Annotated in this window: 22 protein-coding genes; 3 read left to right on the top strand and 19 right to left on the bottom strand. The window is 65.0% G+C overall.

Going from position 1 to position 22,810, the window contains the following annotated elements; all coding sequences use genetic code 11:
- Positions 1–31: 31 nt before the first annotated feature.
- The 17 genes from GJ695_RS20885 to GJ695_RS20810 all read right to left on the bottom strand — a co-directional run bounded on the left by GJ695_RS20885 (position 32) and on the right by GJ695_RS20810 (position 19,616).
- Positions 32–961 (bottom strand): sensor domain-containing diguanylate cyclase, encoded by a 930-nt coding sequence (locus tag GJ695_RS20885; RefSeq protein ID WP_154368118.1) that lies wholly within the window; start codon positions 959–961, stop codon positions 32–34.
- 46 nt (positions 962–1,007) lie between these two features.
- Positions 1,008–1,322, bottom strand: a complete 315-nt coding sequence (gene ppnP, locus GJ695_RS20880) for a pyrimidine/purine nucleoside phosphorylase (RefSeq protein ID WP_154368116.1) — start codon at positions 1,320–1,322, stop codon at positions 1,008–1,010.
- A gap of 14 nt (positions 1,323–1,336) precedes the next feature.
- A complete protein-coding gene (locus tag GJ695_RS20875) occupies positions 1,337–2,383 on the bottom strand; it encodes a diguanylate cyclase (protein ID WP_154368114.1) in 1,047 nt (348 codons plus the stop codon).
- 32 nt (positions 2,384–2,415) lie between these two features.
- Positions 2,416–3,453 (bottom strand): chemotaxis-specific protein-glutamate methyltransferase CheB, encoded by a 1,038-nt coding sequence (gene cheB / locus GJ695_RS20870; protein ID WP_154361472.1) that lies wholly within the window; start codon positions 3,451–3,453, stop codon positions 2,416–2,418.
- Complete coding sequence (locus GJ695_RS20865) at positions 3,450–5,759, bottom strand: hybrid sensor histidine kinase/response regulator (protein ID WP_154368112.1); 2,310 nt, start codon at positions 5,757–5,759, stop codon at positions 3,450–3,452. The genes cheB and GJ695_RS20865 overlap by 4 nt, the downstream gene beginning before the upstream one ends.
- Complete coding sequence (locus GJ695_RS20860) at positions 5,756–6,442, bottom strand: chemotaxis protein CheW (RefSeq protein WP_154368109.1); 687 nt, start codon at positions 6,440–6,442, stop codon at positions 5,756–5,758. The genes GJ695_RS20865 and GJ695_RS20860 overlap by 4 nt, the downstream gene beginning before the upstream one ends.
- 12 nt (positions 6,443–6,454) lie before the next feature.
- Complete coding sequence (locus GJ695_RS30230) at positions 6,455–6,616, bottom strand: hypothetical protein (protein WP_229261298.1); 162 nt, start codon at positions 6,614–6,616, stop codon at positions 6,455–6,457.
- A gap of 23 nt (positions 6,617–6,639) precedes the next feature.
- Positions 6,640–7,638: a CheR family methyltransferase gene (locus tag GJ695_RS20855; protein ID WP_229261297.1), complete on the bottom strand. Its 999-nt coding sequence runs from the start codon at positions 7,636–7,638 to the stop codon at positions 6,640–6,642.
- On the bottom strand, positions 7,635–8,093 hold the full coding sequence (locus GJ695_RS20850; protein ID WP_154368107.1) for a chemotaxis protein CheW: 459 nt from the start codon (positions 8,091–8,093) through the stop codon (positions 7,635–7,637). The genes GJ695_RS20855 and GJ695_RS20850 overlap by 4 nt, the downstream gene beginning before the upstream one ends.
- 12 nt (positions 8,094–8,105) lie before the next feature.
- Entirely contained in the window at positions 8,106–9,923 is a 1,818-nt protein-coding gene (locus tag GJ695_RS20845; protein WP_154368105.1) for a methyl-accepting chemotaxis protein, read from the bottom strand.
- Between the two features lie 68 nt (positions 9,924–9,991).
- Entirely contained in the window at positions 9,992–11,806 is a 1,815-nt protein-coding gene (locus tag GJ695_RS20840) for a methyl-accepting chemotaxis protein (protein ID WP_154368103.1), read from the bottom strand.
- Positions 11,807–11,899: 93 nt separating this feature from the next.
- Positions 11,900–13,132, bottom strand: coding sequence for an argininosuccinate synthase (locus tag GJ695_RS20835; RefSeq protein ID WP_154368101.1), 1,233 nt, complete (start codon positions 13,130–13,132; stop codon positions 11,900–11,902).
- A 25-nt stretch (positions 13,133–13,157) separates the two neighbouring features.
- On the bottom strand, positions 13,158–14,084 hold the full coding sequence (argF, locus tag GJ695_RS20830) for an ornithine carbamoyltransferase (protein WP_154368099.1): 927 nt from the start codon (positions 14,082–14,084) through the stop codon (positions 13,158–13,160).
- Between the two features lie 126 nt (positions 14,085–14,210).
- A complete protein-coding gene (locus tag GJ695_RS20825) occupies positions 14,211–17,042 on the bottom strand; it encodes an ATP-binding protein (RefSeq protein ID WP_154368097.1) in 2,832 nt (943 codons plus the stop codon).
- Between the two features lie 53 nt (positions 17,043–17,095).
- Positions 17,096–18,007, bottom strand: a complete 912-nt coding sequence (gene rsgA / locus GJ695_RS20820; protein WP_154368095.1) for a ribosome small subunit-dependent GTPase A — start codon at positions 18,005–18,007, stop codon at positions 17,096–17,098.
- The gene (locus GJ695_RS20815) at positions 18,004–18,351 is read right to left on the bottom strand and encodes a 4a-hydroxytetrahydrobiopterin dehydratase (protein ID WP_154368094.1); all 348 of its coding nucleotides are present in this window, start codon (positions 18,349–18,351) and stop codon (positions 18,004–18,006) included. Before GJ695_RS20815 ends, rsgA begins: the two co-directional genes overlap by 4 nt.
- Positions 18,348–19,616, bottom strand: a complete 1,269-nt coding sequence (locus tag GJ695_RS20810) for a M48 family metallopeptidase (protein WP_154368092.1) — start codon at positions 19,614–19,616, stop codon at positions 18,348–18,350. The genes GJ695_RS20815 and GJ695_RS20810 overlap by 4 nt, the downstream gene beginning before the upstream one ends.
- Before the next feature lie 56 nt (positions 19,617–19,672).
- Here GJ695_RS20810 and orn point away from each other — a divergent pair, with 56 nt between their 5' ends.
- The 3 genes from orn (at position 19,673) to GJ695_RS20795 (ending at position 21,482) form a co-directional block, all read left to right on the top strand.
- On the top strand, positions 19,673–20,266 hold the full coding sequence (orn, locus tag GJ695_RS20805; RefSeq protein WP_208023443.1) for an oligoribonuclease: 594 nt from the start codon (positions 19,673–19,675) through the stop codon (positions 20,264–20,266).
- Positions 20,267–20,353: 87 nt separating this feature from the next.
- Complete coding sequence (locus GJ695_RS20800) at positions 20,354–21,220, top strand: alpha/beta hydrolase (RefSeq protein WP_154368090.1); 867 nt, start codon at positions 20,354–20,356, stop codon at positions 21,218–21,220.
- Positions 21,221–21,236: 16 nt separating this feature from the next.
- The gene (locus GJ695_RS20795; RefSeq protein WP_154368088.1) at positions 21,237–21,482 is read left to right on the top strand and encodes a hypothetical protein; all 246 of its coding nucleotides are present in this window, start codon (positions 21,237–21,239) and stop codon (positions 21,480–21,482) included.
- Here the strand turns inward: GJ695_RS20795 and GJ695_RS20790 are convergent.
- Positions 21,471–22,388, bottom strand: coding sequence for a cupin-like domain-containing protein (locus GJ695_RS20790; protein ID WP_154368086.1), 918 nt, complete (start codon positions 22,386–22,388; stop codon positions 21,471–21,473). The genes GJ695_RS20795 and GJ695_RS20790 overlap by 12 nt on opposite strands.
- Before the next feature lie 12 nt (positions 22,389–22,400).
- The gene (locus GJ695_RS20785) at positions 22,401–22,796 is read right to left on the bottom strand and encodes a MerR family transcriptional regulator (protein ID WP_154368085.1); all 396 of its coding nucleotides are present in this window, start codon (positions 22,794–22,796) and stop codon (positions 22,401–22,403) included.
- Positions 22,797–22,810: the final 14 nt, after the last annotated feature.

Here is a 22,810-nt window from a genome sequence, read left to right as displayed (position 1 = left end):
AAATGTCCGAATGTCGGCACTGACCCCGGTTTTAAGGTCGCGCGGCCTGCACCAGTTCAATCGCGGTGTGGGCGTCTTCGGGATACAGCGAGCTGCCGGTGTGGCAGGCCTGGCGCAGCGCGGCGTCGCTGATGCCGGGCAGCGATTCGCCCGTCACCGACAGGCTGATACGATGCAGCTGGCTGGTGACGATCGAACGGCGCGACGCCATGTTCAAGATCACGCCGAATTCATCGTGGCCGATGCGCGCCACCAGATCGCCCGGACGGCACTCGCGCTCGATGCGGCGCGAGATGTCGGCCAGCGCTTCCGGCAGCGCCGCGATGCCGTTGATGCGCACCACCGCCACGCCCAGATGCCCATGCCCCGTTTGCGCCGCCGCCACCTTGGCCTGCAGCTGCTCGTAGAAGAAGGAACGGTTGGCGGTGCCGCTGGCTTCATCCAGCGTCAAACGCTGCTTCAGCACATTCGGACCTTCCTGCGTGGCGCGTTGCATCAGCATGGCCGTCATATTGGCCAGCAGCTGCGCGATCTCCGCTTCGTTCTCGTTGAATTCGCGCGGCGCCTTCCACACCAGCTTCATGACGGCGACCGCTTCGCCGCCGGCGATCAGCGGCACTATCACCATCGCGCGCAGGCCGACCTTGCGGCAGGCGTCGCGGTTGACGCGCTCGTCGGTTTCGCTGTCGCTGCACAGCGCAGCGCTGCGGCTGGTCAGCACGCGGCCGGACAGGCTGTTCGCCACCGGCATGCGCAATCCCAGCTGCGCTTCGGCGATGCCGCTGGCGGAGCGGTAGACGATGGCGTCGTCCTCCAGCAGTTCCACCACGGCGCCATCGGCCCCGGTCAGTTCGACCGCCCTGGACGACGCGGCGTCCATCACCGCGCTCAGGTCATTGCCCAGTGCGACCAGCTGCACCTGGGCGTCGATAATCGCGAGTAGCTTTTGATTCGGTATCATGGGCGTAAAAAAAGCAGACCTTGGTCTGCTTTAGTGTAGTCGCTGTTTAGCCGAAGTGGCAAACGTAATCGAGGGTTTCCACCGTCTCGATATCGAAGCTGGTGTTGCCTGCCACGTTGAATTCCTGGCCCGCGCCGTAGGTGTTCCAGTCGCTGGCGCCGGCCAGTCGCACCTTGCACACGCCGCCGACGATTTCCATGATTTCCGGCGCGCCGGTGTTGAAGGTCAGGCTGGATGGGAAGATGACGCCGACGGTCTTCTTGCTGCCGTCGGCCAGGATGACGGTGTGCGACACGCACTTGCCGTCGAAGTAGATGTTGGATTTCTTGACGACGCTGACTTGATCGATTTGAGCACTCATGCTGCGGTCTTTCCTTAGTTCGATGGTGTAAGACCGGGCAGGTCTTCCGCGCTTACCACGCGGTTGCGGCCGCCGTGCTTGGCGGCGTACAGGGCCCGGTCGGCTTGCTGGACCAGGTCCTCGACGGTTGTCGAAGCCGACGGCACCACGCTGGCCACGCCGACCGACATGGTCACGCACGACATCTCGGTGGTCGCCTGCGGATTCTCGATCGCGAGCTGCTCCAGGTGGCGGCGGCACGACTCGGCCACGATCAGCGCCCCAGTCAGTGGTGTCTCCGGCAGGATAATCGCAAACTCCTCGCCGCCGTAGCGCGCGGCCAGGTCGGCCGGTCGCTTCAGGTGTTCAGTCAAGACAGCCGCCACCTTCTTCAGGCACAAATCGCCCGCCAGGTGGCCGAAGCTGTCGTTATACAGTTTGAAGAAGTCGACGTCGCACATCAGCAGCGTCAGCGGCTTCTTGTCGCGCTGGCCGCGCTGCCATTCGATGCGCATGGTCTCGTCGAAGCGGCGGCGGTTGGCGATGCCGGTCAGGCCGTCGAGGGCGGCCAGCTTTTGCAGTTCGATGTTGGCGTCGGCCAGCTGCTTCTGGCTCTCGCGCAGAAAGCGGAAGGCCTGGTCGCGTTGCAGGCGGCTGATATGGGCGCCGGAGTGGTAGCGCACGCGCGCCAGCAGTTCCAGCTTGTCCGGCAGCTTGACCATGTAGTCGTTGGCGCCGGTGCCAAAGCTGTGCGCCTTCAGTTTCGGATCTTCCTTCGCCGACAGCACGATCACCGGCACGTGGCGCAGGCCTTCTTCGGCGCGGTACTGGGCGATCTGGCCGAAGCCGTCGATGGACGGCATCACCAGGTCCTGCAGGATCACGGTCGGCTGCAGCTGCAGCGCCGTCTCCAGCGACTTGGTGGCGTCGGTCACGTAATGGAATTCGATATCCGGCTGGTCGCTCAGCATGCGCCGCACGGCTTCAACGATGATCAGCTGGTCGTCGACCAACAGCACGCGCACTTTGAAGGTAGTCAGGACCGGTTCTTGATCTGTTGCGATTACTTGTGCTTCGGACATCGGGATTCTCTTAAGTTTGTTAACTGTATTAACTACGTGCGACCACCGAGTGTGCCGCGCAAGACCGGTCCGATCTTCGCCAGCGGTAAAATCATCTGCGCCGCATCCAGTTCCGCCGCCGCGCGCGGCATGCCGTACACCGCGCTGCTGGCCTGGTCCTGGGCGATGGTGGTCTGGCCGGCGCGGCGCATCGCCAGCAGGCCTTCGGCGCCATCGCGGCCCATGCCGGTCAATAGTACACCAATCGCCTCGCCTTTCCAGTGTTGGGCCACGCAGTGGAAGAACACGTCCACCGACGGACGGTAGGCGTAATCCTTCGGGTGGGCATCGTAACGCAAGCGCAGGTTTTGATCCAGCGTCAGGTGGTCGTTGCTCTTGGCGATGAGGATGGTGCCGGCCACTAGTTCGTCGCCTTCCTCGGCGGAGCGCACCGGCATTTCCAGCTGTTCGCCGAGCCAGCGCGCGAAGTTGTCGGCGAAATGCTGGTCGATGTGCTGCACCACCACGATGGCGCAGCCGCGCGGCGCCTTCCAGCCGGCCAGCAGCTTGGACACCGCCACCGGACCGCCGGTCGAGGCGCCGATCGCCACCAGCGCGGTGACCTTTTCGGCGCTGGCGGCGTCGCCGCCGTTGCCGTTGGCCGCCGCCGTGCGCGGCAGCATGGCCTGGTTGCCGCCGCTGTGGCGTATCAGCTTGTCCATGGTGCGGATCTTGGCCAGCAGCTCGGCATCGCCGCCCGGCTGGCCTTGCAGCACCGGCGTGGCCGTCACGTCCAGCGCGCCGGCGCCCAGCGCGCGGAACACCTGGTTGACGTTGTCCTGCGGCCGGCCGGTCACCACCAGGATGGCGCACGGGCTGTGCTCCATGATCTGGCGCGTGGCTTCCACGCCATCGAGTTCCGGCATGTTCAGGTCCATCAGGATCAGGTCCGGACGGCTCTCGGCGCACATGCGCACCGCCTCGGCGCCGGTGCGGGCGATCCACAGCACCTGGTGTTCGGCGGTGCTGGCGACCACGCGCCGCAGCGCTTCGGCTGCCATGGCGACATCGTTGGCGATGGCTATTTTCATCTGCGGGCGTCTCCAATCAGGTCGCTGACGGCGTCGAGCAGCGTCTCGTCGTGGAAGCTGCCCTTGGTCAGATAGTAGTCGGCGCCGGCCGACAGGCCGCGTGCGCGGTCTTCCGGCCGATCTTTATAAGACACTATCATGACAGGCAGTTTATGCAGGTGTAAATCTTTCTTAATTAATGTTACCAGTTCGATACCATCCATGCGCGGCATGTCGACGTCGGTGATCACCAGGTCGTACTCGCCGCTGCGCACCACGTTCCAGCCGTCGATGCCGTCGATGGCGATATCGACCAGGAAGCCGCGGCTTTGCAGCAGCTTGCGCTCCATTTCGCGCACGGTGAGCGAATCGTCCACCACCAGGATGCGCTTGGTCTTGCGGCGCTCGGCCGCGTCGGACTTGGCCAGCTGGTGCAGCCCGCCCTCGTGCAGCAGTTTGTCGATCGACAGCAGCAGGTCCGGCACGTCGAGGATCAGCACCGGCTCGCCGTTGTCGAGCAGGGCGGCCGACGAGATGTCGCGCATCTTGCCGAAGATCGGATCGATCGCCTGCACCGCCAGGCTTTGCTCGCCGCGGATGGCGTCGACCACCAGCGCGTAGCGGCGCGCGCCGGCGCCAATCACCACCACCGACAGTTCGGCGCCGCTGGCGTCGGTGTCGCCCAGCTCCAGCACCTGCGAGGCCGAAACCAGGCCCAGATGCTCGCCGCCGAAGTCGAAGAACTGCTTGCTTTCCAGCGTGTGGATGGCCGTCTGCGCCACCTTCAGCACGCGTTCCACCTGCACGATCGGCACGGCGTAGGCCTCGCCCTTGACGTCCACCACCAGCGCGCGCACGATCGACTGCGTCAGCGGCAGCGTGATGTAGGTGCGGAAGCCGACGCCCAGTTCCGATTCGATGCGCACGGTGCCGTTCTGCGAGCGGATGGTTTCGTGAACGATGTCCAGGCCGACGCCGCGCCCGGAAATCTCGGTGATGTTTTCCTTCAGGCTGAAGGCGGGCAGGAACAGGAACTCCATCAGCTCCGCCGGCGACATCGACGCCGCCATCTGCGCCGGCGCCATCTTGCGTTCGATGACGCGGGCGCGGATCTTCTCCAGGTCGACGCCCTTGCCGTCGTCGCTGATCTCGATGCTCAACATACCGGCGCGGTGCTTGGCTTCCAGCGTGATGGTGCCGGCGCCGGGCTTGCCGACGGCGATGCGCTCGGCCGCCGGGTCCATGCCGTGGTCGATGGCGTTGCGCAGCATGTGGTTCAGCGGGCTTTCGATCTTGGCCAGGATGTCGCGGTCGACCAGCGTGTCTTCGCCGATGATCTCCAGCTGCACGTCCTTGCCCAGGTTGCGCGACAGGTCGCGCACCATGCGCGGGAAGTGCTGCACGCCGTCGCGGAAGGGGCGCATGCGCATGGTCAGCACTTCGTCCACCATGCCTTGCGAGACGGCCAGCAGGCGGCGCTCATAAGCTTCGATGTCGGCGATGTGCTCCAGTACGAACTGCTTGAGCGGATGGGTCTTTTGCAGCGCCAGCAGCGATTTTTCCTTGAGGCTGGCGTCGCTGCTGTTGGAGATGGCCTCGTGCAGCTGTTCGATCAGCGAGAACAGGCTGCTCTGGTTGCGCTTGAAGCGCTGCATGTTCTGGATGAACGGATGCATCTGGTGCGCGTTGATGCGTGATTCGCTGGCCAGCGACAGCAGCTTGTCGAAGTTCTGCGCGTTCTTCATCGGCGCCACGGTGCGGCGCTCGTGGGCGTCGTCGGCTGCCGGCGCCGACATTGGCGCGTCATTCCCGCGCAGGCGGGAATCCATGCTTTGTGTGTTGTCCGGCGCGCTATGGGTTCCCGCCTGCGCGGGAACGACGGCCGGCGGCGAGAAGTCGATCGGCTCCGGCAGGAAGGCGATGGTGTTGATCGAGTCCATGGTGCGCTTGATCTGCTCACCGTTGGCGCCCAGCCACGCATCCACTTCCGCATCCTGGAGGCGCGACAGTTGCAGGATCAGGTCGACGCCGGCCAGCAGCACGTCGACGCGGTTGGGCGTCAATGCCAGCTTGCCGTTCTGCGCGCCGATGAAGGCGTCCTCCATGCCGTGCGCCAGCTGCACCACCACTTCCAGGCCGACAATGGCGGCGGCGCCCTTGATCGAGTGCGCCGCGCGCATCATCGATTCGACCGCGCTGGCGTCGTCCTTCAGGCGCTCCATGGCCAGCAGGCCGTCGGTCAGGATCTGGGTCTGGCTGTCGGCCTCCATGCGGAACAGGTCCAGCATGGAGAACTGGCTCAGGTCTCCGTTGTTATCCACGCTCATCGCAGGGTTCTCGCAAGTTGGTAGCCGATCAGCGCTTCATCGAGCACGCCGATGCGCATGTCGTCATGGGATATCACGCCGGACAAAAAGCGCGACAGGCCTTTGTTGATGGTGGCGGCCGGCGCCTGCACCGTGCTGCTGGCGTAGCGCAGGATGCCGTGCAGGTCGGCCACCGGCAGCGCGTAGGCCTGGTCTTCCCATTGCGTCAGCAGCAGCCGCGCGAAGGTGTGGCGGTTGGTGGCCGCTTCGCCTTCGCTGTCGTCGATACCCAGCAGGTCGGCCAGCGACATGCACGGATACAGCGTGCCGCCGACGTTGACGATGCCGCCCAGGCCCAGCGAACTGCGGTGCGGCAACCGGTGCGGCTTGGCGATCGGCGCCACCGCCACGAACATGCGGGTCGGCAGCGACAGCCATTCAAGGCCGATACGGAACACCAGGCAGGACGTGTCCAGCTGCTGGTCCTTGCTGGCGGCCTGGCGGAAGTGGGCGGCCCAGTCCTTCTTGTAATCGTCGCCGACAACGCGCTGCAGGTTCTGCTGGGCGGCGCTGGCGTAGACGTCGCAGTTGCGGCAATGGACGTACTGCTGAAGCTTTTCGCAGCTCTGGTCGCCGTTCACGCCGATGACGTTCCAGCAGTCCTGGATGCCGGCAACGGCGGTGGGGGAGGTGAGTGTGCTCATGGATTAGCGCCTTCAGGATGCTTGCTGGCGTTTGTAGATGCGGGCGGCGCGGGCCTTGAGCGCGGCGGCGCCGCTGGCGTCGTCGTTGGCTTCGGCCAGCAGGGCCAGGTGGCACAGGGCTTCGTAGTGGTCGGGTTGCAGGTAGATGCAGCGCTTCCAGTAGTCTTCCGCCATCTTGGGCTTGTTGGTCAGTTCATTCAGCAGGCCGAGGATGAAATACGCTTCCGCCGACTCCGGATGCTGGGCCAGATGATCGCGGCATTTCTTCTCGGCGGCCTTGACGTCGCCCAGGTCGGCCAGCCGGCGCGCCTCGGCCAGCAGGTTGACGGCGACGGCGGCGAAGCGATGCTGCGCGCGGCGCGCGGTGGCGGCGGTTTGATGGCGACGCGCGGCGCGTGCACCGGCTTGGGCTTCTGCACCGCACTGTCCTTCAGCAGCCCGAAGGCCTGGTTGTACGACAGCGGCGTGAAGCCGTGCTGGCAGAAAGACGGCACTTCGGCGTAGCCGGCAAACAGCTGGCCGTCGTCGGCCAGCAGCGCGCGCAGCTTGGCGATGGCGGCCTTGGTGGTCGGCTTGTCGAAGTAGATCAGCAGATTGCGGCAGAACACCACGTCGTAGTAACCGGTGCGCGTGCTCAGGTCGAACTCCAGCAGGTTGCCCTGCTTGAAGCGCACCTGCTTGCGGATCGCATCGTTGACGCGATAGTCGCCATCGCCGGCGCTGGTGAAGTGCACGTCGCGGAACGCCAGGTCCTGCGCGCGGAAGGCGTTGCGGCCATAGATGCCGCTCTTGGCGCGCGCCACGCAGGTGGGGCTGATGTCGAAGGCGTCGATGATGAAGTTCTGCGGCGGGATGCCGGCGTCGGTCAGCACCATCGCCATGGTGTAGGGCTCTTCGCCGCCGGCGCACGGAATCGACAGGATGCGCAGCAGCCGTCCGCTGTCTGCGGCCAGGCGCGTGCGCACGAAATCGGTCATCGCCTGAAAGGCTTGCGGATCGCGGTAGAACCAGGACTCGGGCACCACCACCAGCTCCACCAGCGCCGTCATTTCCTCCGGCGTCATCTGCTGGAGGTAGGCGTCGGCGTCGGCGACGGCGGTTTGCTCCATGCGGTTCTTGATGGCGCGGTCGACCACCGACTTGGACAGATTCAGGCCGGTGGCGGCGCGCAGCAAAGCTTGTGCGGGCGTGGTCATGGCGCGCTGTCCGCCGATTGGAACAGCAGCGCGCGCAGCTCGGCCGGCAGCAGCTGTTCCAGTTCCACCAGTTGCAGCATGCCCTGGCTGTCGCTGGCCACCTGGCCGAGGAAAGGGGCGGCGCGCACGCCGCTGTCGACCAGCTGGTCGTCGCGCACGTCCTGCACGCCCAGCACGCGCTCGGCACGCAGGCCGAGCTGGTGGTGCGCGCCTTCCGGCGTCACGTAGTCGGCGACGATGATGCGGGTGTCGAAATGGTCTTCACCGCTGGGCAGGCCGCTGGCGCGGCACAAGTCGATCACCGGCACCGAGGCGCCGTGCAGGTCCATCAGGCCGGCCACGGCGTCCGGCGCCAGCGGCAGCTGTTTGAGTTCCAGCAGCGGCAGCACGCGCACCACATCGCGCAGGCGCAGGCCGTAACGGTCGGCGCCGATGTGGAAGACGAGGAGTTTCATCCGGTACTCCGCTTACACCGCGACCGCGAAGTTGGCGACGCTGGTCTGCAGGTCGCCCGCCGCGTACTGCAACTGGTGCACCGCTTCGCTGGTGGCCTTCAGCGATTCCACCGTCTGCTGGGTGGCGTCGTTCAGCTGCATCATGGTGGCGGTGATCTGCTCCGCACCGACCGCCTGCGACTGCATCCCTTGCAGCACCACGTCGAACTGCGGCGCCAGTTTCTGCACCTGGTCCATCACGCCGGACAACTGGTCGGTGACCTGGCGCACTTCGCCCACGCTGCGGCGGATCTCTTCGGAGAATTTGTCCATGCCCATGACGCTGGCCGATACCGCCGACTGCATCTCCTTCAGCATCTGCTCGATGTCCCAGGTGGATACCGAAGTCTGGTCGGCCAGGCGGCGGATTTCGGTCGCCACCACGGAGAAGCCGCGGCCCGCTTCGCCGGCCTTTTCGGCCTCGATGGCGGCGTTCAGCGACAGGATGTTGGTCTGGTCGGCCACCTTGGTGATGGTGATCAGCACGCTGTTGATGTTGGAGGCTTTCTCCGACAGCGCCGCCAGCTTGGCGTTGATCGAGTCGGTGGCCGCCACCATGTGCTGCATGGTGCCGTCCATGCGGCGCAGGTTGTTCTGGGCGTCGGCGGTGGCGCTGGTGGTGTAGTCGGCCACCGAGGTGGCTTCCTCCATGGTCTTCAGCAGCTGCGAGGTGTTGGCGGAGATTTCCTTGGTGGTGCTGAGGATCTCGACGCTGGTCTGCGCCTGCTCGATGCCGGTGGCTTCCTGCTGCTTGGCCGAGGCGGCGATTTCGGTGGCCGAGGTGGTGACCTGGATGCCGGCCTTCTGCACGTTGTTCAGCAGCGCGCGCAGGTTTTCGAACATGCGGTCCAAGCCATTGGCCAGCTTGCCGATGGCGTCGTCGCCATGCACCTCGATTTTGCCGGTCAGGTCGCCGGAGGCGGCCTTGCTCACCACGCCCAGCAGCGAGTCGACCTTGGACTTGAGCAGGTTGGTGGCGGCCAGCTCGTTGGCCTGGCTGTCCTGGATCGATTGCGCCATGCGGTTGAATTCCGTCGACACTTCGCCCAGTTCATCGGCCGACAGCACTTCGGCGCGTGCCGACTGGTCGCCGGCGGCGATGCGGTTGACGGCCTGCGTCAGGTTGTTCAATGGCGACAGCAGGGCGCGCACCAGCAGCCAGGCGACGCCCAGCGACAGCACCACGCACACCACGCCGCCGCCGGTGAGGATCATGCGCATCGATTCCTGCAACTGCTCGGAAGCGCGCGAGCGCTCGACCAGCAGGCGCTTCTCTTCGGCCGCCGCGTCGTCCATGAATTTGTAGATCGCGGCGATGCCGGAGCTGGTGGCGCTGGCCAGTTGCGGCGTGCGGCCCATGGCGTCGGCGGCGCCGGGCTTGTCGCCCATTTCCTGGCGCATCTTCAACTGGGAGGTGATGACTTCACCGCTCCAGACCTTGATCATTTCTTCCAGCTTCCTGAAGCGGTTGACTTGGACCGGGTTGTCGGCGGTGAGCTTCTGCAGTTCGGCGATGGATTCCGGCAGGTCGTTCATCTCCTTGCGGGTGCGCTCCAGACGCTGTTCGGAACCGGTCAGGTAGTAGCCGCGCGCCTCCACCTGGACTTGCAGCAGGTCGTTGCGCAGCACGTCGATGGCCTGGATCACGTCCATCGTGTGCCGGTCCCACGCATTGGCTTCCGACAGGCTGCTGAAGCGGCTGTAGGCGATGGACAGCAACACCAGAATGATGGCCAGGATGGCGCTGAAACTGAGGTATAGCTTCTTCTTGATGCTCAAGTCTTTAAACATTTTTTCTCCAGGGCAGGCGGGTACCAGATTGCTAGCGGCATTGTCCCACACCGGCCGTATTTGTGAAATCAGGCCGCCACCGAGAAGGTGGCGACGCTGGTCTGCAATCCGCCGGCCGCATACTGCAACTGGTGGACCGCTTCGCTGGTCGATTTAAGCGATTCCACGGTTTGCTGGGTGGCCTCGTTCAACTGCATCATGGTTTCGTTGATCTGGGCAGCGCCGATGGCTTGGGACTGCATGCCCTGTAATACCTGGTCGAACTGCGGCGCCAGTTTTTGAACCTGGTCCATCACGCCGGACAGTTGATTGGTCACCTGGCGCACTTCGCCGACGCTGCGGCGGATCTCTTCGGAGAATTTGTCCATGCCCATCACGCTGGCGGAGACGGCGGACTGCATTTCCTTGAGCATCTGTTCGATGTCCCAGGTGGAGACGGAGGTTTGGTCTGCCAGCCTGCGGATTTCCGTGGCGACGACGGAGAAACCGCGTCCCGCCTCGCCGGCCTTTTCGGCCTCGATGGCGGCATTCAGCGACAAGATGTTGGTCTGGTCGGCCACTTTGGTGATTGTAATCAGAACGCTGTTGATGTTGCTAGCTTTTTCGGACAACGCCGCCAGTTTGGCGTTGATCGAGTCGGTGGCGGTGACCATGGTCTGCATGGTGCCGTCCATGCGTTTCAGGTTGTTCTGGGCGTCGGCGGTGGCGTGGGTGGTGTAGTCGGCCACCGAGGTGGCTTCCTCCATGGTGCGCACCAGCTCCGTGATGTTGGCCGAGATCTCCTTGGTGGTGCTGAGGATTTCGACGCTGGTCTGCGCCTGTTCGACGCCGGTCGCTTCCTGCTGCTTGGCCGAGGCGGCGATTTCGGTGGCCGAGGTGGTGACCTGGATGCCGGCCTTCTGCACGTCGTTGATCAGCCCACGCAGGTTGTCGAACATGCGGTCCAGCCCATCGGCCAGCTGGCCGATGGCGTCGCTGCCGGTCACCTCGATCTTGCCGGTCATGTCGCCCTGCGCGGCCTTGGACACCACGCCCAGCAGCGAATCGACCTTGGACTTGAGCAGGTTGGTGGCCGCCTGTTCCTTCTCCAGGCTGTCCTGGATCGATTGCGCCATCTGGTTGAAGGCGATCGACACCTGGCCCAGTTCATCGCGCGATTCCACTTCCACGCGCGCGCCCTGGTCGCCGTGGGCGATGCGGTCGACCACCGCCGCCAGCCGGCCGATTGGGCCGCCGAGCGCCTGCAGCAGCAGCGCGCCGATGATCAGGGCCAGCACCGTGCACACGCTGCCGCCCAGGATCAGCAGCAGCATCATCGATTCCGACAGATCGGCGGAGTTCTTGGTGCGCAGCGCCAGCAGCCGCTTTTCTTCGTCGCTGATCTCGCGCAGCAGCTGGCGCACGTCGGCGATGGTCCTGGCGCCATTCAGCACGTCGGCCGATGTCGCCACCTGCTGCGACACGCCGACCTGCTTGTTCAGCGCGCGGCGTTTTTCCAGCAGCGGGTGGATCACCTTGTCGATCCAGTTTTGCATCATGGGGCCGAGCCGCCGCAGGCGTTCCTGCTGGCTGGGGTTGTCGGCGGTCAGGCGCGTGATCTCGTCCAGATGCCGGTGCACGGCGTCTTCCTCGCCGCTGATCGGCGCGGTGGTGCTTTCTTCGCCGGTCAGCATGAAGCCGCGGGTCGAGGTCTGGATCTGGACCAGCGAGGTTTCAATCTGCCCGGCTTCGAGCAGTACCTGCATGGTGTGCAGGTCCCAGGTGCTGGCGGTGGAGAGCTTGGTGAAATTGGTGTAGGCCATCGTCAGCAGGATGACGATGATGGCGACGATGGCGCCGAATCCTGTCGCGAGTTTTTTCTTGATACTCAGGTTCTTGAACATGTGGCACCACTCCCAATCAGGACGTTGAGCCAATGTATCAAAAAAATGGCCGCTCAGCGAGCGGCCATTTCTATCACGCGGTGAAAGCAGGTCTTATTGACCGCGCTTCAGGCGTGCGTTGGCGGCGATGCGCATGCGCAGCGCGTTCAGCTTGATGAAGCCGCCGGCGTCGGCCTGGTTGTAGGCGCCGCCGTCTTCGTCGAAGGTGGCGATGTTCATATCAAACAGGGAGTCGGTCTTCGAATCGCGCGACACCACGATCACATTGCCCTTGTACAGCTTGACGCGCACCCAGCCGTTCACCGTGGCTTGCGTGTGGTCGATCAGGGTTTGCAGCGCGACGCGCTCCGGCGCCCACCAGTAGCCGTTGTAGATCATCGAGGCGTAGCGCGGCATCAGGTCGTCCTTCAGGTGCGCCACTTCGCGGTCCAGCGTGATCGATTCGATGGCGCGGTGCGCCTTCAGCATGATCGCGCCGCCCGGGGTTTCGTAGCAGCCGCGCGACTTCATGCCGACGTAGCGGTTTTCCACCAGATCCAGACGGCCGATGCCATGCTTGCCGCCCAGGCGATTCAGTTCGGTCAGCACGGTGGCCGGCGACATGCGCACGCCGTTCAGGGCGACGATGTCGCCTTTTTCGTATTCGATGTCCAGGTACTCGGCTTCGTTCGGCGCCTGTTCAGGGCTGACGGTCCAGCGCCACATCGATTCCTCGGCTTCGGCGCTCGGGTTTTCCAGGTGGCGGCCTTCGAAGGAGATGTGCAGCAGGTTGGCGTCCATCGAGTACGGCGCGCCGCCGTTCTTGTGTTTCATGTCGATGGCGATGCCGGCGTCTTCCGCGTACTTCAGCAGCTTTTCGCGCGACAGCAGGTCCCATTCGCGCCATGGCGCGATCACTTTGACGCCCGGCTTCAGCGCGTAGGCGCCCAGCTCGAAGCGCACCTGGTCGTTGCCCTTGCCGGTGGCGCCGTGCGAGATGGCGTCGGCGCCGGTCTCGTTGGCGATCTCGATCAGGCGCTTGGCGATCAGCGGACGCGCGATCGAGGTGCCCAGCAGGTATTCGCCTTCGTACACGGTGTTGGCGCGGAACATCGGGAACACGAAGTCGCGCACGAATTCTTCACGCACGTCGTCGATGTAGATGTTCTCCGGCTTGATGCCGAACTTGAGCGCCTTGGCGCGCGCCGGCTCCAGCTCTTCACCCTGGCCCAGGTCGGCGGTGAAGGTGACGATTTCGCATTGGTAGTTATCCTGCAGCCATTTCAGAATGACGGAGGTATCGAGGCCGCCCGAGTAGGCGAGGACTACTTTTTTAATGTCGCTCATGCTAGTTCCAAAGTGTGTGTTGAATTTATTGTGTATCGATGCGACCGAGCAGCAGGTACTCGATCAATGCCTTCTGGATGTGCAGGCGGTTTTCCGCCTCGTCCCAGACCACCGACTGCGGGCCGTCGATGACGTCGGCCGAAACTTCCTCGCCGCGGTGGGCGGGCAGGCAGTGCATGAACAGCGCATCCGGTGCGGCGCGCGCCATCTTGGCGCTGTCGACGATCCAGCCGTCGAAGGCTTTCAGGCGGGCGGCGTTTTCCTCTTCGTAGCCCATGCTGGTCCAGACGTCGGTGTTGACCAGGTGCGCGCCTTCGCAGGCGTCGGACGGATTGTCGAAGAAGGTGAAGCGGTCGGTCGAGACCAGCGACATGTCCATGTCGTAGCCCTTCGGCGTCGACACGTTGACATGGAAGCCGAAGACTTCGGCCGCCTGCAGCCACGAGTACAGCATGTTGTTGGCGTCACCGACCCAGGCCACCGTCTTGCCGGTGATCGAGCCGCGATGCTCGTAGTAGGTGAAGATGTCGGCAAACACCTGGCACGGGTGGTGTTCGTTGGTCAGGCCATTAATCACCGGCACGCGCGAATGGGCGGCGAAACGCTCGATGATGTCCTGGCCGAAGGTGCGCACCATGATGATGTCGCACATGCGGCTCATGACCTGGCCGGCGTCTTCCACCGGCTCGCCGCGGCCCAGCTGGGAGTCGCGCGTGTTCAGGTAGATGGCGGCGCCACCCAGCTGGTGCATGCCGGCCTCGAACGAGAGGCGGGTGCGGGTCGAATTCTTTTCGAAGACCATGACCAGCGTGCGGTCGATCAGCGGGTGGTAGATCTCGTAGTTCTTGAACTTGCGCTTGATGAGGTGCGCGCGTTCGATGACGTACTCATACTCTTCCAGCGTGAGGTCGGAAAACTGCAGGTAATGCTTGATCGGTTTTTGGGTAGGCATAATGACAACTAGCTGACAACTAACAGATGGCTATGGCTTAGCCGAACAATTATAAAGGCAATTCGGCGAGTAGGGCTAATTACCGCAGATTATCCTGTCTATACAGGCACTTAGCGGGAATGGCGCTCAATGATAGATGTGGGTGGTGGAGGGCAGCTTGTTCTCCGGCGCCGTCAGCGGGAGATCGAGGGTGAAGGTGGTGCCTTCGCGCGAGCTGTGGACGGTGATCAGGCCGCCCATGAGCGATGTGACAATGTTGTAGCTGATCGACAGTCCCAGGCCGCTGCCGCCCTGTCCCAGCTTGGTGGTGAAGAAGGGATCGAAGATGCGCGACATGTGTTCCGGCGCGATGCCGCTGCCGTTGTCGCGGAACGTCACCTGCACCCGGCCGTCCACCGGCGCGTGGGCGCGCAGCCACATGCTGCCGCTGCCTTCGCGCGCAAACGCGTGCAGCAGGGCGTTGTTGATGAAGTTGGCGATCACCTGGCCGTAGGGGCCGGGATAGCTGTCGAGCACAATCGTGTCCGGCATTTCCAGCTCGATGCGGTGGTTGGCGGCGCGGATGCGGTTCATCATGGTGGCGATCACTTCCTGCGACACCTGCCACAGGTTGAATTCGCGCCGTTGCTCGGTGGTGCGGTCCACCGCCACCTGCTTGAAGCTGTTGACCAGGTTGGCGGCGCTGGTCAGGCCGCGCATCACCAGTTCGTGCGCCTTGCGCGCGTCTTCCAGGTAGGTGGCCAGCGACGAGCGTTTCAGGCCGGAGCCGTTCATCTGCTGTTCCAGCTCCTCGGTTTTTTGCAACAGCGTGCTGGCGATCAGCAGGCTGTTGCCGATCGGCGTATTCAGCTCGTGCGCCACGCCGGCCATCAGCGCGCCCAGCGCCGCCAGCTTCTCCTGCGACACCAGCTGCGTCTGCGCATCCTTCAGCTGGCGGTAGGCTTCGGCGTTGTCCAGGGCGATGGCGCCGTAGGCGCACAGCGTGCGGAAGATCAGGCGTTCGCGTTCGCCGTAGGCGTTGGCGCGGGTGCTCTGCACCGTCATCACGCCGAGAATGCGTTCCCCCACCAGCAACGGCACGTACAGCGCGCTGGCCATCAGCTGCGTGCCGGGAGCGAGGAAAATGTCGTCCGGGCCGGCGTCGGCGACGTAGATTTCGGTGCGCTCGCGCAGGCTGCGGGCGGCGTTGGCGCGCGGGTTGTCGATCTCGATGGTGTTGCTGGCCAGCGGCTGGCCGTTCTCGATGCCGAACACGCGGCTGATGGTGTCGCAGCCCGGGTCGCACATATAGATCGCCAGCGAATTGGCCGGCAGCAGCGCCTGCACGTGGCGGTCCAGCGCCTGGAACACGGCGCCGGCGTCGAGGTGGGTGGTGATCTCCTGGCCGATCGCCGACAGGCGCTCCAGCGTGGCCTGGGTCTGTTGCAGCAGGTCGATGCGGCGCGCTTCGGACGCCGCTAGCTCGCGGTGGTGGAAGCCTTCGGCGCGCGTGTTCTCGGTCTGGTGCTGCACCTGCATGGCGATGGCGCGGTTGGTGGCGTCCTGGCTGTGGGTTTTCTCGCGCGCGCTGGCCGCCTCCTGCGCCGCCTCATAGGCCTTGCGGTAGTCGCCGATGTGGGCGTACTCGCGCGCCAGCGCGTCGTGCAGGTCGGCCGGCAGCGTGTAGCCGTTGATATGGCCGGCCGCCGCCAGCGCCTGGTGCAGGAAGTGCAGCGTGGCGTTCGGCTCGGTCATGCCGGCCGGCGCCGGCAACTGGTGGCGCAGGTGGATCAGCGAGATCACGCGCAGCGCGGCGACGTGGTTGTAGCGGTCGGCCTGCGCCTGCGCCAGTTCGGCCGCGCGCCCGGCGGCGGCCATGGCTTCCTGCGGCCGGTCGAGGAAGCACAGCGCGTGCGCCTGGCCGCGCCGGGCGATGCTCTGGAAGTCGGCGTGCCCGAGCGCGTCGCCGCGCGCTTCGAGCTTGCGGAAGGCGTCCAGCGCGGCCGGGTATTCGCCCTGGTCCAGCGACAGGTCGCCCAGGTATTGCAGCGCGGTGGCGTAGCTGCGCGCGCCGGACAGCGGCGCCAGGATGCGCACCGCCTCCCGCAGCAGTTCGGCGGTGGCGTCCAGCCGGCCCAGGCGGCGCATGGTGTCGGCGGTGTGCGTCAGGCAGGCGCCGATGCTGCGCGGCCAGCCGGTGGGGCGCGCCAGGTCGAGCGCCGTTTCCATCCACTCCAGCGCCGCGTGGTGGTCGTTGAGGGTGGTGAAGTCGAGGCCGATGTTGATGGCAGCGGTGATCGCCATGCGCATCTGGCCGGTTTCCAGCGCCGCTTCGTAGCAGTGCAGGTAGTGGCCGGCGGCGGCGCCGAAATCGCTGGCCTGGCTGGCGGCCAGGCCGTAGTAATCGTAGATCCAGCTGGCGACGCCGGGCAGTTCCTCTTCCTCGGCCGTGAAGCGCTGCGCCCAGCGCTGTTGTGCGCTGCTCAGGTCGCGCAGCACGGCCCAGCGGGCGTTGACGGCGTCGGCGATGGCGCAGCGGCGGCGGTCGCCGGCGTCGCGCGCGGCCGCCGCCATCTGTTCCAGTTCCTGTTCGGCGCGCGCGTGGTCGCCGCTGTCGATGGCGATCCAGGCGCGCAGCCAGTGGGCGTCGGCGCGGCCGGGATGGTGGTGGAGGGCGGCGCAGCGTTCGCCCGCCTGCAGCGCCAGCGCGTCGGCGGCCTGCAGCTGGCCGGACAGCCAGGAGGCTTCCGCCCGCACCAGGTGCAGGCGCGCCGCGATGACGCCGGTTTCGTCAGGCGAGAGGGCGGCGGCCGGCAGCAGCGCTTCGGCCTCGTCCGCCATTTGCAGCGCGCGGCCGGTGTCGCGCTGGCGCAGATGCCAGGCCAGCGGCAGCAGCAAGGGCAAACGCGCAGCGCCGCGCAGGGAGGGCAGGGCGGCCTCCCACTCGGCTAACGCGTCGTCCAGCGCAAACATGTCCATCACATTCCCCAGGAGACTTGCTCTTAGGCATTATAGGCACAAATGCCTTGCTTTTAATACAGTGTCTGTGACGATTCGTGCAAGAGCTGTCCGTACAGGGTATGGCGCATCCTGGCGATCTTGCCTTCTTCCACAGCGGCCAGTATCGCGCATTGCGGCTCGATCAGGTGGCGGCAGTTGTAGAACTTGCAGTGGCCCAGGTACGGTTCGAATTCTACAAAGGCGCGCTCCAGCATGCCCTCGGTCAGATGGTAGAGGCCGAACTCCTGGAAGCCCGGCGAATCGATGATCGACGATTCCGGTCCCAGGTCCGGCAGCGTGTACAGCCGGGTGAAGGTGGTGGTGTGCTTGCCGGTGTCGAGCGCGGCCGAGATTTCGCGCACGGCGATGTCGGCGTCCGGCACCAGCAGGTTGATCAGCGACGATTTGCCCATGCCCGACTGGCCGATCAGAATCGACGACTGGCCCGCCAGCAGCGGCCGCAAGGTGGCGACCGCGTGTTCCGGCTCGGCCGTGGCCGACACTTCATGCACCGGATAGCCCAGGCTGGCGTACAGCTGCACCCGTTCGCGCGCGCGCGGCAGGGCGGCGGCCACGTCGGTCTTGTTGAGGATCAGGTGGGCCTTGATGCCGGCCGCTTCGGCCGCCACCAGCGAACGCGACACCAGGTCGTCGGTGAAGCCCGGCTCGGTGGCGACCACGATGAACAGCTGCGTCAGGTTGGCCGCCAGCAGCTTGGACTTGTACTGGTCCGAGCGGTACAGCAGCGTCTTGCGTTCCTCGATCTTGTCGATCACGCCCTGGTCGGGCGAGGTCATGGTGATGCGCACGAAGTCGCCCACCGCCACATTGGTCTTCTTGCCGCGCGTGACGCATTGCAGCTTGACGCCGTCCGACTCCGCCAGGTAGTGGCGGCCGTGGGCGGCGATGATGACCGCGCTGCGCTGTTCCGCCGCGCCGCTCATGCCGCCACCGCCGCTTGCTGGTACAGCGCGTCCGCCTTGGCGGCGCAGATGAAGTCGTTGTCGGTCAGGCCGTGGGCGGAATGGGTGTCGTAGCGGACGACGCAGGTGTTGTAAGTGACGGTCATTTCGGGGTGGTGGTCTTCATTGTGGCTTACGTATGCCAGGGCGTTGACGAAGGCCATGGTGCGATGATAATTCTTGAACGTGAAACTGCGCACCAGGCGGCCGTTGTCGACCGCCCAGTCCGGCAACAGCGCCAGCAGGCGCGCGGCCTCGCCGGCGTCCAGCGCGTCCTTGCGCGGACGGCAGCGGGCGGCCAGCAGGTCGGCGCGGGTGGCGATCATGAGGCCGCCAGCGTCAGTTGGCGGATGCGCACGCTGGCCGGCGGGTGCGAATCGTAAAAGGCCGAATGCAGCGGATCGGGCGTCAGGGTCGAGGCATTGTCCTCGTACATCTTGACCAGCGCCGACACCAGATCGCGCGCGTCGGTATGCCGGGCGGCGAAGGCGTCCGCCTCGAATTCGTGCTTGCGCGAGCCGAGCGAGGTCAGCGGATTGAACAGGAAGGTGAACACCGGCAGCACCAGCATGAACAGCAGCAGCGCCATGGCGTCGTTGCCCTGGCCCGGCAGCACCAGCGGATTGACGCCCAGGCCGTCGTAGAACCATGGCTGGGTCTTCAGGTAGCCGAGCAGGGCCAGGAAGCCCAGCGAAATGGCGAACATCATGCCGATGCGCTTGATGATGTGCTTGAGCTTGAAGTGGCCCAGCTCGTGCGCCAGCACCGCCTCGATTTCCTGTGGCTGCAGGCGCGCCAGCAGCGTATCGAAGAAGACGATGCGCTTGTTGGCGCCAAAGCCGGAGAAGTAGGCGTTGCCGTGGGCGCTGCGCTTGGAGCCGTCCATCACGAACAGGCCCTTGGAGGCGAAGCCGACGCGCTGCATCAGGCCTTCGATACGGGCTTTCAGCGACTGGTCTTCCAGCGGCGTGAATTTGTTGAACAGCGGCGCGATCACGGTCGGGAACAGCACCATCATCAGCAGCTGGAAGCCGCTCCACACCACCCAGGTGTACAGCCACCACAGGTTGCCGGTCTGGTTCATCAAGGTCAGCACCACCCAGGCCAGCGGCAGGCCGATGGCCGCGCCCAGCAGGGCGCCCTTGATCATGTCGCCGAAGAACAGGCCCTTGCTCATCTTGTTAAAACCGAAACGTTGCTCCAGGCTGAACTGCTTGTAATAATCGAACGGCAGGTCGATGACGCCGGAGATGACGGCGAACGCCGCCAGCAGCGCCAGCTGGTAGGTCATGCCGGGACCGGTGACCTGGAAGATCTGCAGCGACAGCCATTGCAGGCCGCCCAGCAGCGTGAAGCCGACCAGCACGGCCGTGTTCACCAGCAGCGTCAGCAGGCCGTACTGGGTGCGCGCGATGGTGTAATCGGCGGCTTTCTGGTGCGCGGCCAGTGGTATCTTTTCGGCAAACTCCGCCGGCACGGCACTGCGGTGCGCCAGCACATGACGGAGTTGACGCGACGCCAGCCAAAAACGGACCAGCAGCGTCAAAATGATGAAAGATACGAACAAAATCGAAAACGCGAGTGAATACATTCTATGCCTGTGAGAAAATGGCGGATTCGGATTAATTTAGCCAAGAGAAGAGAATTATGTCACAAGCTACTGATTTGCCAGAAGGTTCCGCAGTTCCCGCCGCGCCGCGCCAGAACGAATTCAACCTGGTGTGGGTCGATATGGAAATGACCGGCCTGGAGCCGGACACCGACCGCATCATCGAAGTGGCGATCGTGGTCACCGACATGCACCTGAACGTGCTGGCCGAAGGCCCGGTGTTCGCCATCCACCAGTCGGACGAGACGCTGGACAAGATGGACAACTGGAACAAGGGCACGCACGGCCGCTCGGGCCTGATCGACCGCGTCAAGGCGTCGACCGTGACCGAGGCGCAGGCCGAGGAAGAGCTGATCAAGTTCATGAAGCTGTGGGTGCCGAAGGGTAAAGCGCCAATGTGCGGCAACACCATCGGCCAGGACCGCCGCTTCATGGTGCGCTACATGCCGAAGCTGGAAGCGTACTTCCACTACCGGAACATCGACGTGTCGACGCTGAAAGAGCTGGGCAAGCGCTGGAAACCGGAAATGGTCAGCGGCTTCAAGAAGGCCCAGATGCACACCGCGCTGGCCGACATCGTCGAGTCGATCGAAGAGCTGAAATACTACCGCGAGCACTTCATCAAGCTGTAATGCCTCCCGCGCCGGCCCAGCCGGCGTTTTTTTTGGCTGTGCTGTGGCGCACGGTGCGCGCCGCGCAGGCGGGCTAGAGTGGGTGGCATGACACGACCAACCCTCCTGCTGGCTGTAGGCTTACCACTCTTGCTGCTGGCGCTGGCCGCCTGTTCGCCGCTGACGGTGCTGAACGCGCTGACGCCGGCCGGCGGCGCCGAACGCACGGCGGACCTGGCCTATGGCGACGGTCCGCGCCGCAAGCTGGATGTCTACCGGCCGCGCGACGCCCACGGGCAGGCGCCGGTGGTGGTGTTCTTCTACGGCGGCAACTGGGTGGCTGGCGAGCGGGCCGATTATGCCTTTGTCGGCCGCGCGTTGGCCTCGCGCGGCATCGTCGCCGTGATTGCCGATTACCGGCTGTATCCCGAAGTGAGCTATCCCGATTTCCTGAATGACGCGGCGCAGGCGGTGGCGTGGGCCAAGCGTGAGGCGCGCCACTACGGCGGCGATCCGGGCCGGCTGTACGTGATGGGCCACAGCGCCGGCGCCTACAACGCCGCCATGATCGCGCTCGACGGCCGCTGGCTGGCGGCGCAGGGGCTGTCGCCGGCCGACCTGCGCGGCTGGATCGGGCTGGCCGGTCCGTATGATTTCCTGCCGATCGAAAATCCGACCACCAGGCCGGTGTTCCACTTCCCGAATACGCCGCCCGCCTCGCAGCCGATCAACCACGTCAGCGCGGCGGCGCCGGCGGCCTTGCTGATCGCGGCGCGCAAGGACGACCTGGTCGATCCGGCGCGCAACACCGGCAAGCTGGCGGCCGCGCTGCGTGCGCAGCAGGTGCCGGTGCAGGAACGCTATTACGACAAGGTGCGTCACACAACGCTGGTCGCCACGCTCGCCGGGCCGATGCACTGGCTGGCGCCGGTGCTCGACCAGGTCGAGCAGTTCGTCACCGAACCGCAGCCATAGTGGCCGGGGGACGCCTTTGGACGCGATCTTCACTTCCGAATACCTGGGCTGGGATATCGTTATCCACAGCATCTGCCGTGAGCAGCGTTATACCGGCACCGCGCACGCCGCGCTGACCGTGCAGAGCGAAAGCGGGGACTTGTGGGTCGATGCGCGCACGCAGGTGGTCACGCTGGGCAACCGCCATTTCGCCTCCAGCCGGGGATGCAGCGAGGCGCTGCTGGCCGACGTCAGGGAACTGATCGACGCGCTAAAGAAGTGATGCAGGCGACCGTCCGGGCAGAATGGACGGGTCGCCTTGCAAGGCCAGCGGCACCGCCCGCGCCCAGCGGTTGGACGACAGCGAGAACGTCAGTGCACGCACCTGGTGATACCAGCCGGCCGGCACATACAGCATGTCGCCCGGCTTGACGATGACCTCGATCATGTTTGCCTGGCGCGCCAGCGGAAACTGTTCGTAGTCCGGCGCCTCCGGATCGAACGGCGAGCCGAACAGGATGGCGTTGGCTTCCTTCGGATACAGGAATGCATCATGGTGGGCCGGCGACAGAAAGATGCGCTTGCTGCCCCAGATCTGCGCGAACACATTGTCGTCATAGTCGCAATGCAGCGGCGTCACCGTGCCGGCCGGGCCGATCCAGAAGCGGGGCGGTCCCATCTTGTCGAAATAGGTGGGCCAGTGACACATGCTGTTCAACTCGCGCAGCTCCAGGTTGCCGAGGTAGGGCGGCAGGCCCTCGGTGCGGTCGGCCAGTTCCAGGTATTCGCGCATCGACATGTCCTGCATCGCGCGGTCCGCTGCGAACGCGGTGTTGATGTAATCGCCGACGCGGGCACGTACCGCCATGTGGCCGTGGCGTTCGCGCAGGATGTCCTGCGCTTCCTTCGCCAATGGCCAGCGGCCGACGATCCCTTCGATCAGGAACGGCAGGCCCTCGGCGGCGCGGGCGCGGAAATCTGCGGGCGTCAGCCTGGCGACGCGCGGCACTTCGGTGATGGCCGGCAGGCGGCGCGAAGCCTCGCGAATGGCGTCGCGCATGGCCTGCACCGAGCTGACGCCCCGCACCTGCGCATCACGCTGTTCGCGCGCCAGCTTGTTGGCGGCGGCCTGTTCCGGCGTTTCCTCCGCCAGCACGCGCGGCGGCAGGGTTTTTTGCTTTCTTAACATGGTCACAAACTTCTAGCAGTAATAATCTTCAAGGTGGGGCGCATCGTTGGGCTTGCCATCCTCCACCCATTGTAGCTTGGCGCGCAGGAAGGCGAGGGCGGCGTCGATGCTTTGCTTCTTGTCGTCCAGCCTGGCGATCTGCTTGCGCAGCACGGCGGCGGTGCGCGCCGTGGAGCTGGCGCCGCTGCGGTATTCCTTGTTCAGCGCGGCGATTTCCGCCAGCGAGTAGCCTAGCGATTGCTGCAGGCGGATCATGCGCGCGGTGGTCAGGTCGGTGTGGTTGAACATCTGGTACGGCCGCGAGCCGCCCTTGGCGCTGCGCGTGGGCTTGAGCAGGCCTTTGTCGATGTAGAAGCGGACGGTGTCGACCGACATGCCGGCGGCGCGGGCAAATTCGGAGATCAGCATGGAAACCCTTGACT

This window comes from Duganella alba, from assembly GCF_009674495.1.
GTDB lineage: Bacteria > Pseudomonadota > Gammaproteobacteria > Burkholderiales > Burkholderiaceae_D > Rugamonas > Rugamonas alba.
This window is presented reverse-complemented; position numbering and strand designations above follow the sequence as displayed.

What these genes read in the sequence shown, in the direction of transcription:
- rsgA (WP_154368095.1), bottom strand. Translation starts at nt 18,007, where the DNA reads ATGAGCGGCGCGGCGGAACAGCGCAGCGCGGTCATCATCGCCGCCCAC.
- GJ695_RS20815 (WP_154368094.1), bottom strand. Translation starts at nt 18,351, where the DNA reads ATGATCGCCACCCGCGCCGACCTGCTGGCCGCCCGCTGCCGTCCGCGC.
- GJ695_RS20800 (WP_154368090.1), top strand. Translation starts at nt 20,354, where the DNA reads ATGACACGACCAACCCTCCTGCTGGCTGTAGGCTTACCACTCTTGCTG.
- GJ695_RS20865 (WP_154368112.1), bottom strand. Translation starts at nt 5,759, where the DNA reads ATGAGCGTGGATAACAACGGAGACCTGAGCCAGTTCTCCATGCTGGAC.
- orn (WP_208023443.1), top strand. Translation starts at nt 19,673, where the DNA reads ATGTCACAAGCTACTGATTTGCCAGAAGGTTCCGCAGTTCCCGCCGCG.
- GJ695_RS20855 (WP_229261297.1), bottom strand. Translation starts at nt 7,638, where the DNA reads ATGACCACGCCCGCACAAGCTTTGCTGCGCGCCGCCACCGGCCTGAAT.
- GJ695_RS20810 (WP_154368092.1), bottom strand. Translation starts at nt 19,616, where the DNA reads ATGTATTCACTCGCGTTTTCGATTTTGTTCGTATCTTTCATCATTTTG.
- ppnP (WP_154368116.1), bottom strand. Translation starts at nt 1,322, where the DNA reads ATGAGTGCTCAAATCGATCAAGTCAGCGTCGTCAAGAAATCCAACATC.
- GJ695_RS20850 (WP_154368107.1), bottom strand. Translation starts at nt 8,093, where the DNA reads ATGAAACTCCTCGTCTTCCACATCGGCGCCGACCGTTACGGCCTGCGC.
- GJ695_RS20875 (WP_154368114.1), bottom strand. Translation starts at nt 2,383, where the DNA reads ATGTCCGAAGCACAAGTAATCGCAACAGATCAAGAACCGGTCCTGACT.
- GJ695_RS30230 (WP_229261298.1), bottom strand. Translation starts at nt 6,616, where the DNA reads ATGGCGGAAGACTACTGGAAGCGCTGCATCTACCTGCAACCCGACCAC.
- GJ695_RS20825 (WP_154368097.1), bottom strand. Translation starts at nt 17,042, where the DNA reads ATGGACATGTTTGCGCTGGACGACGCGTTAGCCGAGTGGGAGGCCGCC.
- GJ695_RS20835 (WP_154368101.1), bottom strand. Translation starts at nt 13,132, where the DNA reads ATGAGCGACATTAAAAAAGTAGTCCTCGCCTACTCGGGCGGCCTCGAT.
- cheB (WP_154361472.1), bottom strand. Translation starts at nt 3,453, where the DNA reads ATGAAAATAGCCATCGCCAACGATGTCGCCATGGCAGCCGAAGCGCTG.
- GJ695_RS20840 (WP_154368103.1), bottom strand. Translation starts at nt 11,806, where the DNA reads ATGTTCAAGAACCTGAGTATCAAGAAAAAACTCGCGACAGGATTCGGC.
- GJ695_RS20885 (WP_154368118.1), bottom strand. Translation starts at nt 961, where the DNA reads ATGATACCGAATCAAAAGCTACTCGCGATTATCGACGCCCAGGTGCAG.
- GJ695_RS20790 (WP_154368086.1), bottom strand. Translation starts at nt 22,388, where the DNA reads ATGTTAAGAAAGCAAAAAACCCTGCCGCCGCGCGTGCTGGCGGAGGAA.
- GJ695_RS20785 (WP_154368085.1), bottom strand. Translation starts at nt 22,796, where the DNA reads ATGCTGATCTCCGAATTTGCCCGCGCCGCCGGCATGTCGGTCGACACC.
- argF (WP_154368099.1), bottom strand. Translation starts at nt 14,084, where the DNA reads ATGCCTACCCAAAAACCGATCAAGCATTACCTGCAGTTTTCCGACCTC.
- GJ695_RS20860 (WP_154368109.1), bottom strand. Translation starts at nt 6,442, where the DNA reads ATGAGCACACTCACCTCCCCCACCGCCGTTGCCGGCATCCAGGACTGC.
- GJ695_RS20845 (WP_154368105.1), bottom strand. Translation starts at nt 9,923, where the DNA reads ATGTTTAAAGACTTGAGCATCAAGAAGAAGCTATACCTCAGTTTCAGC.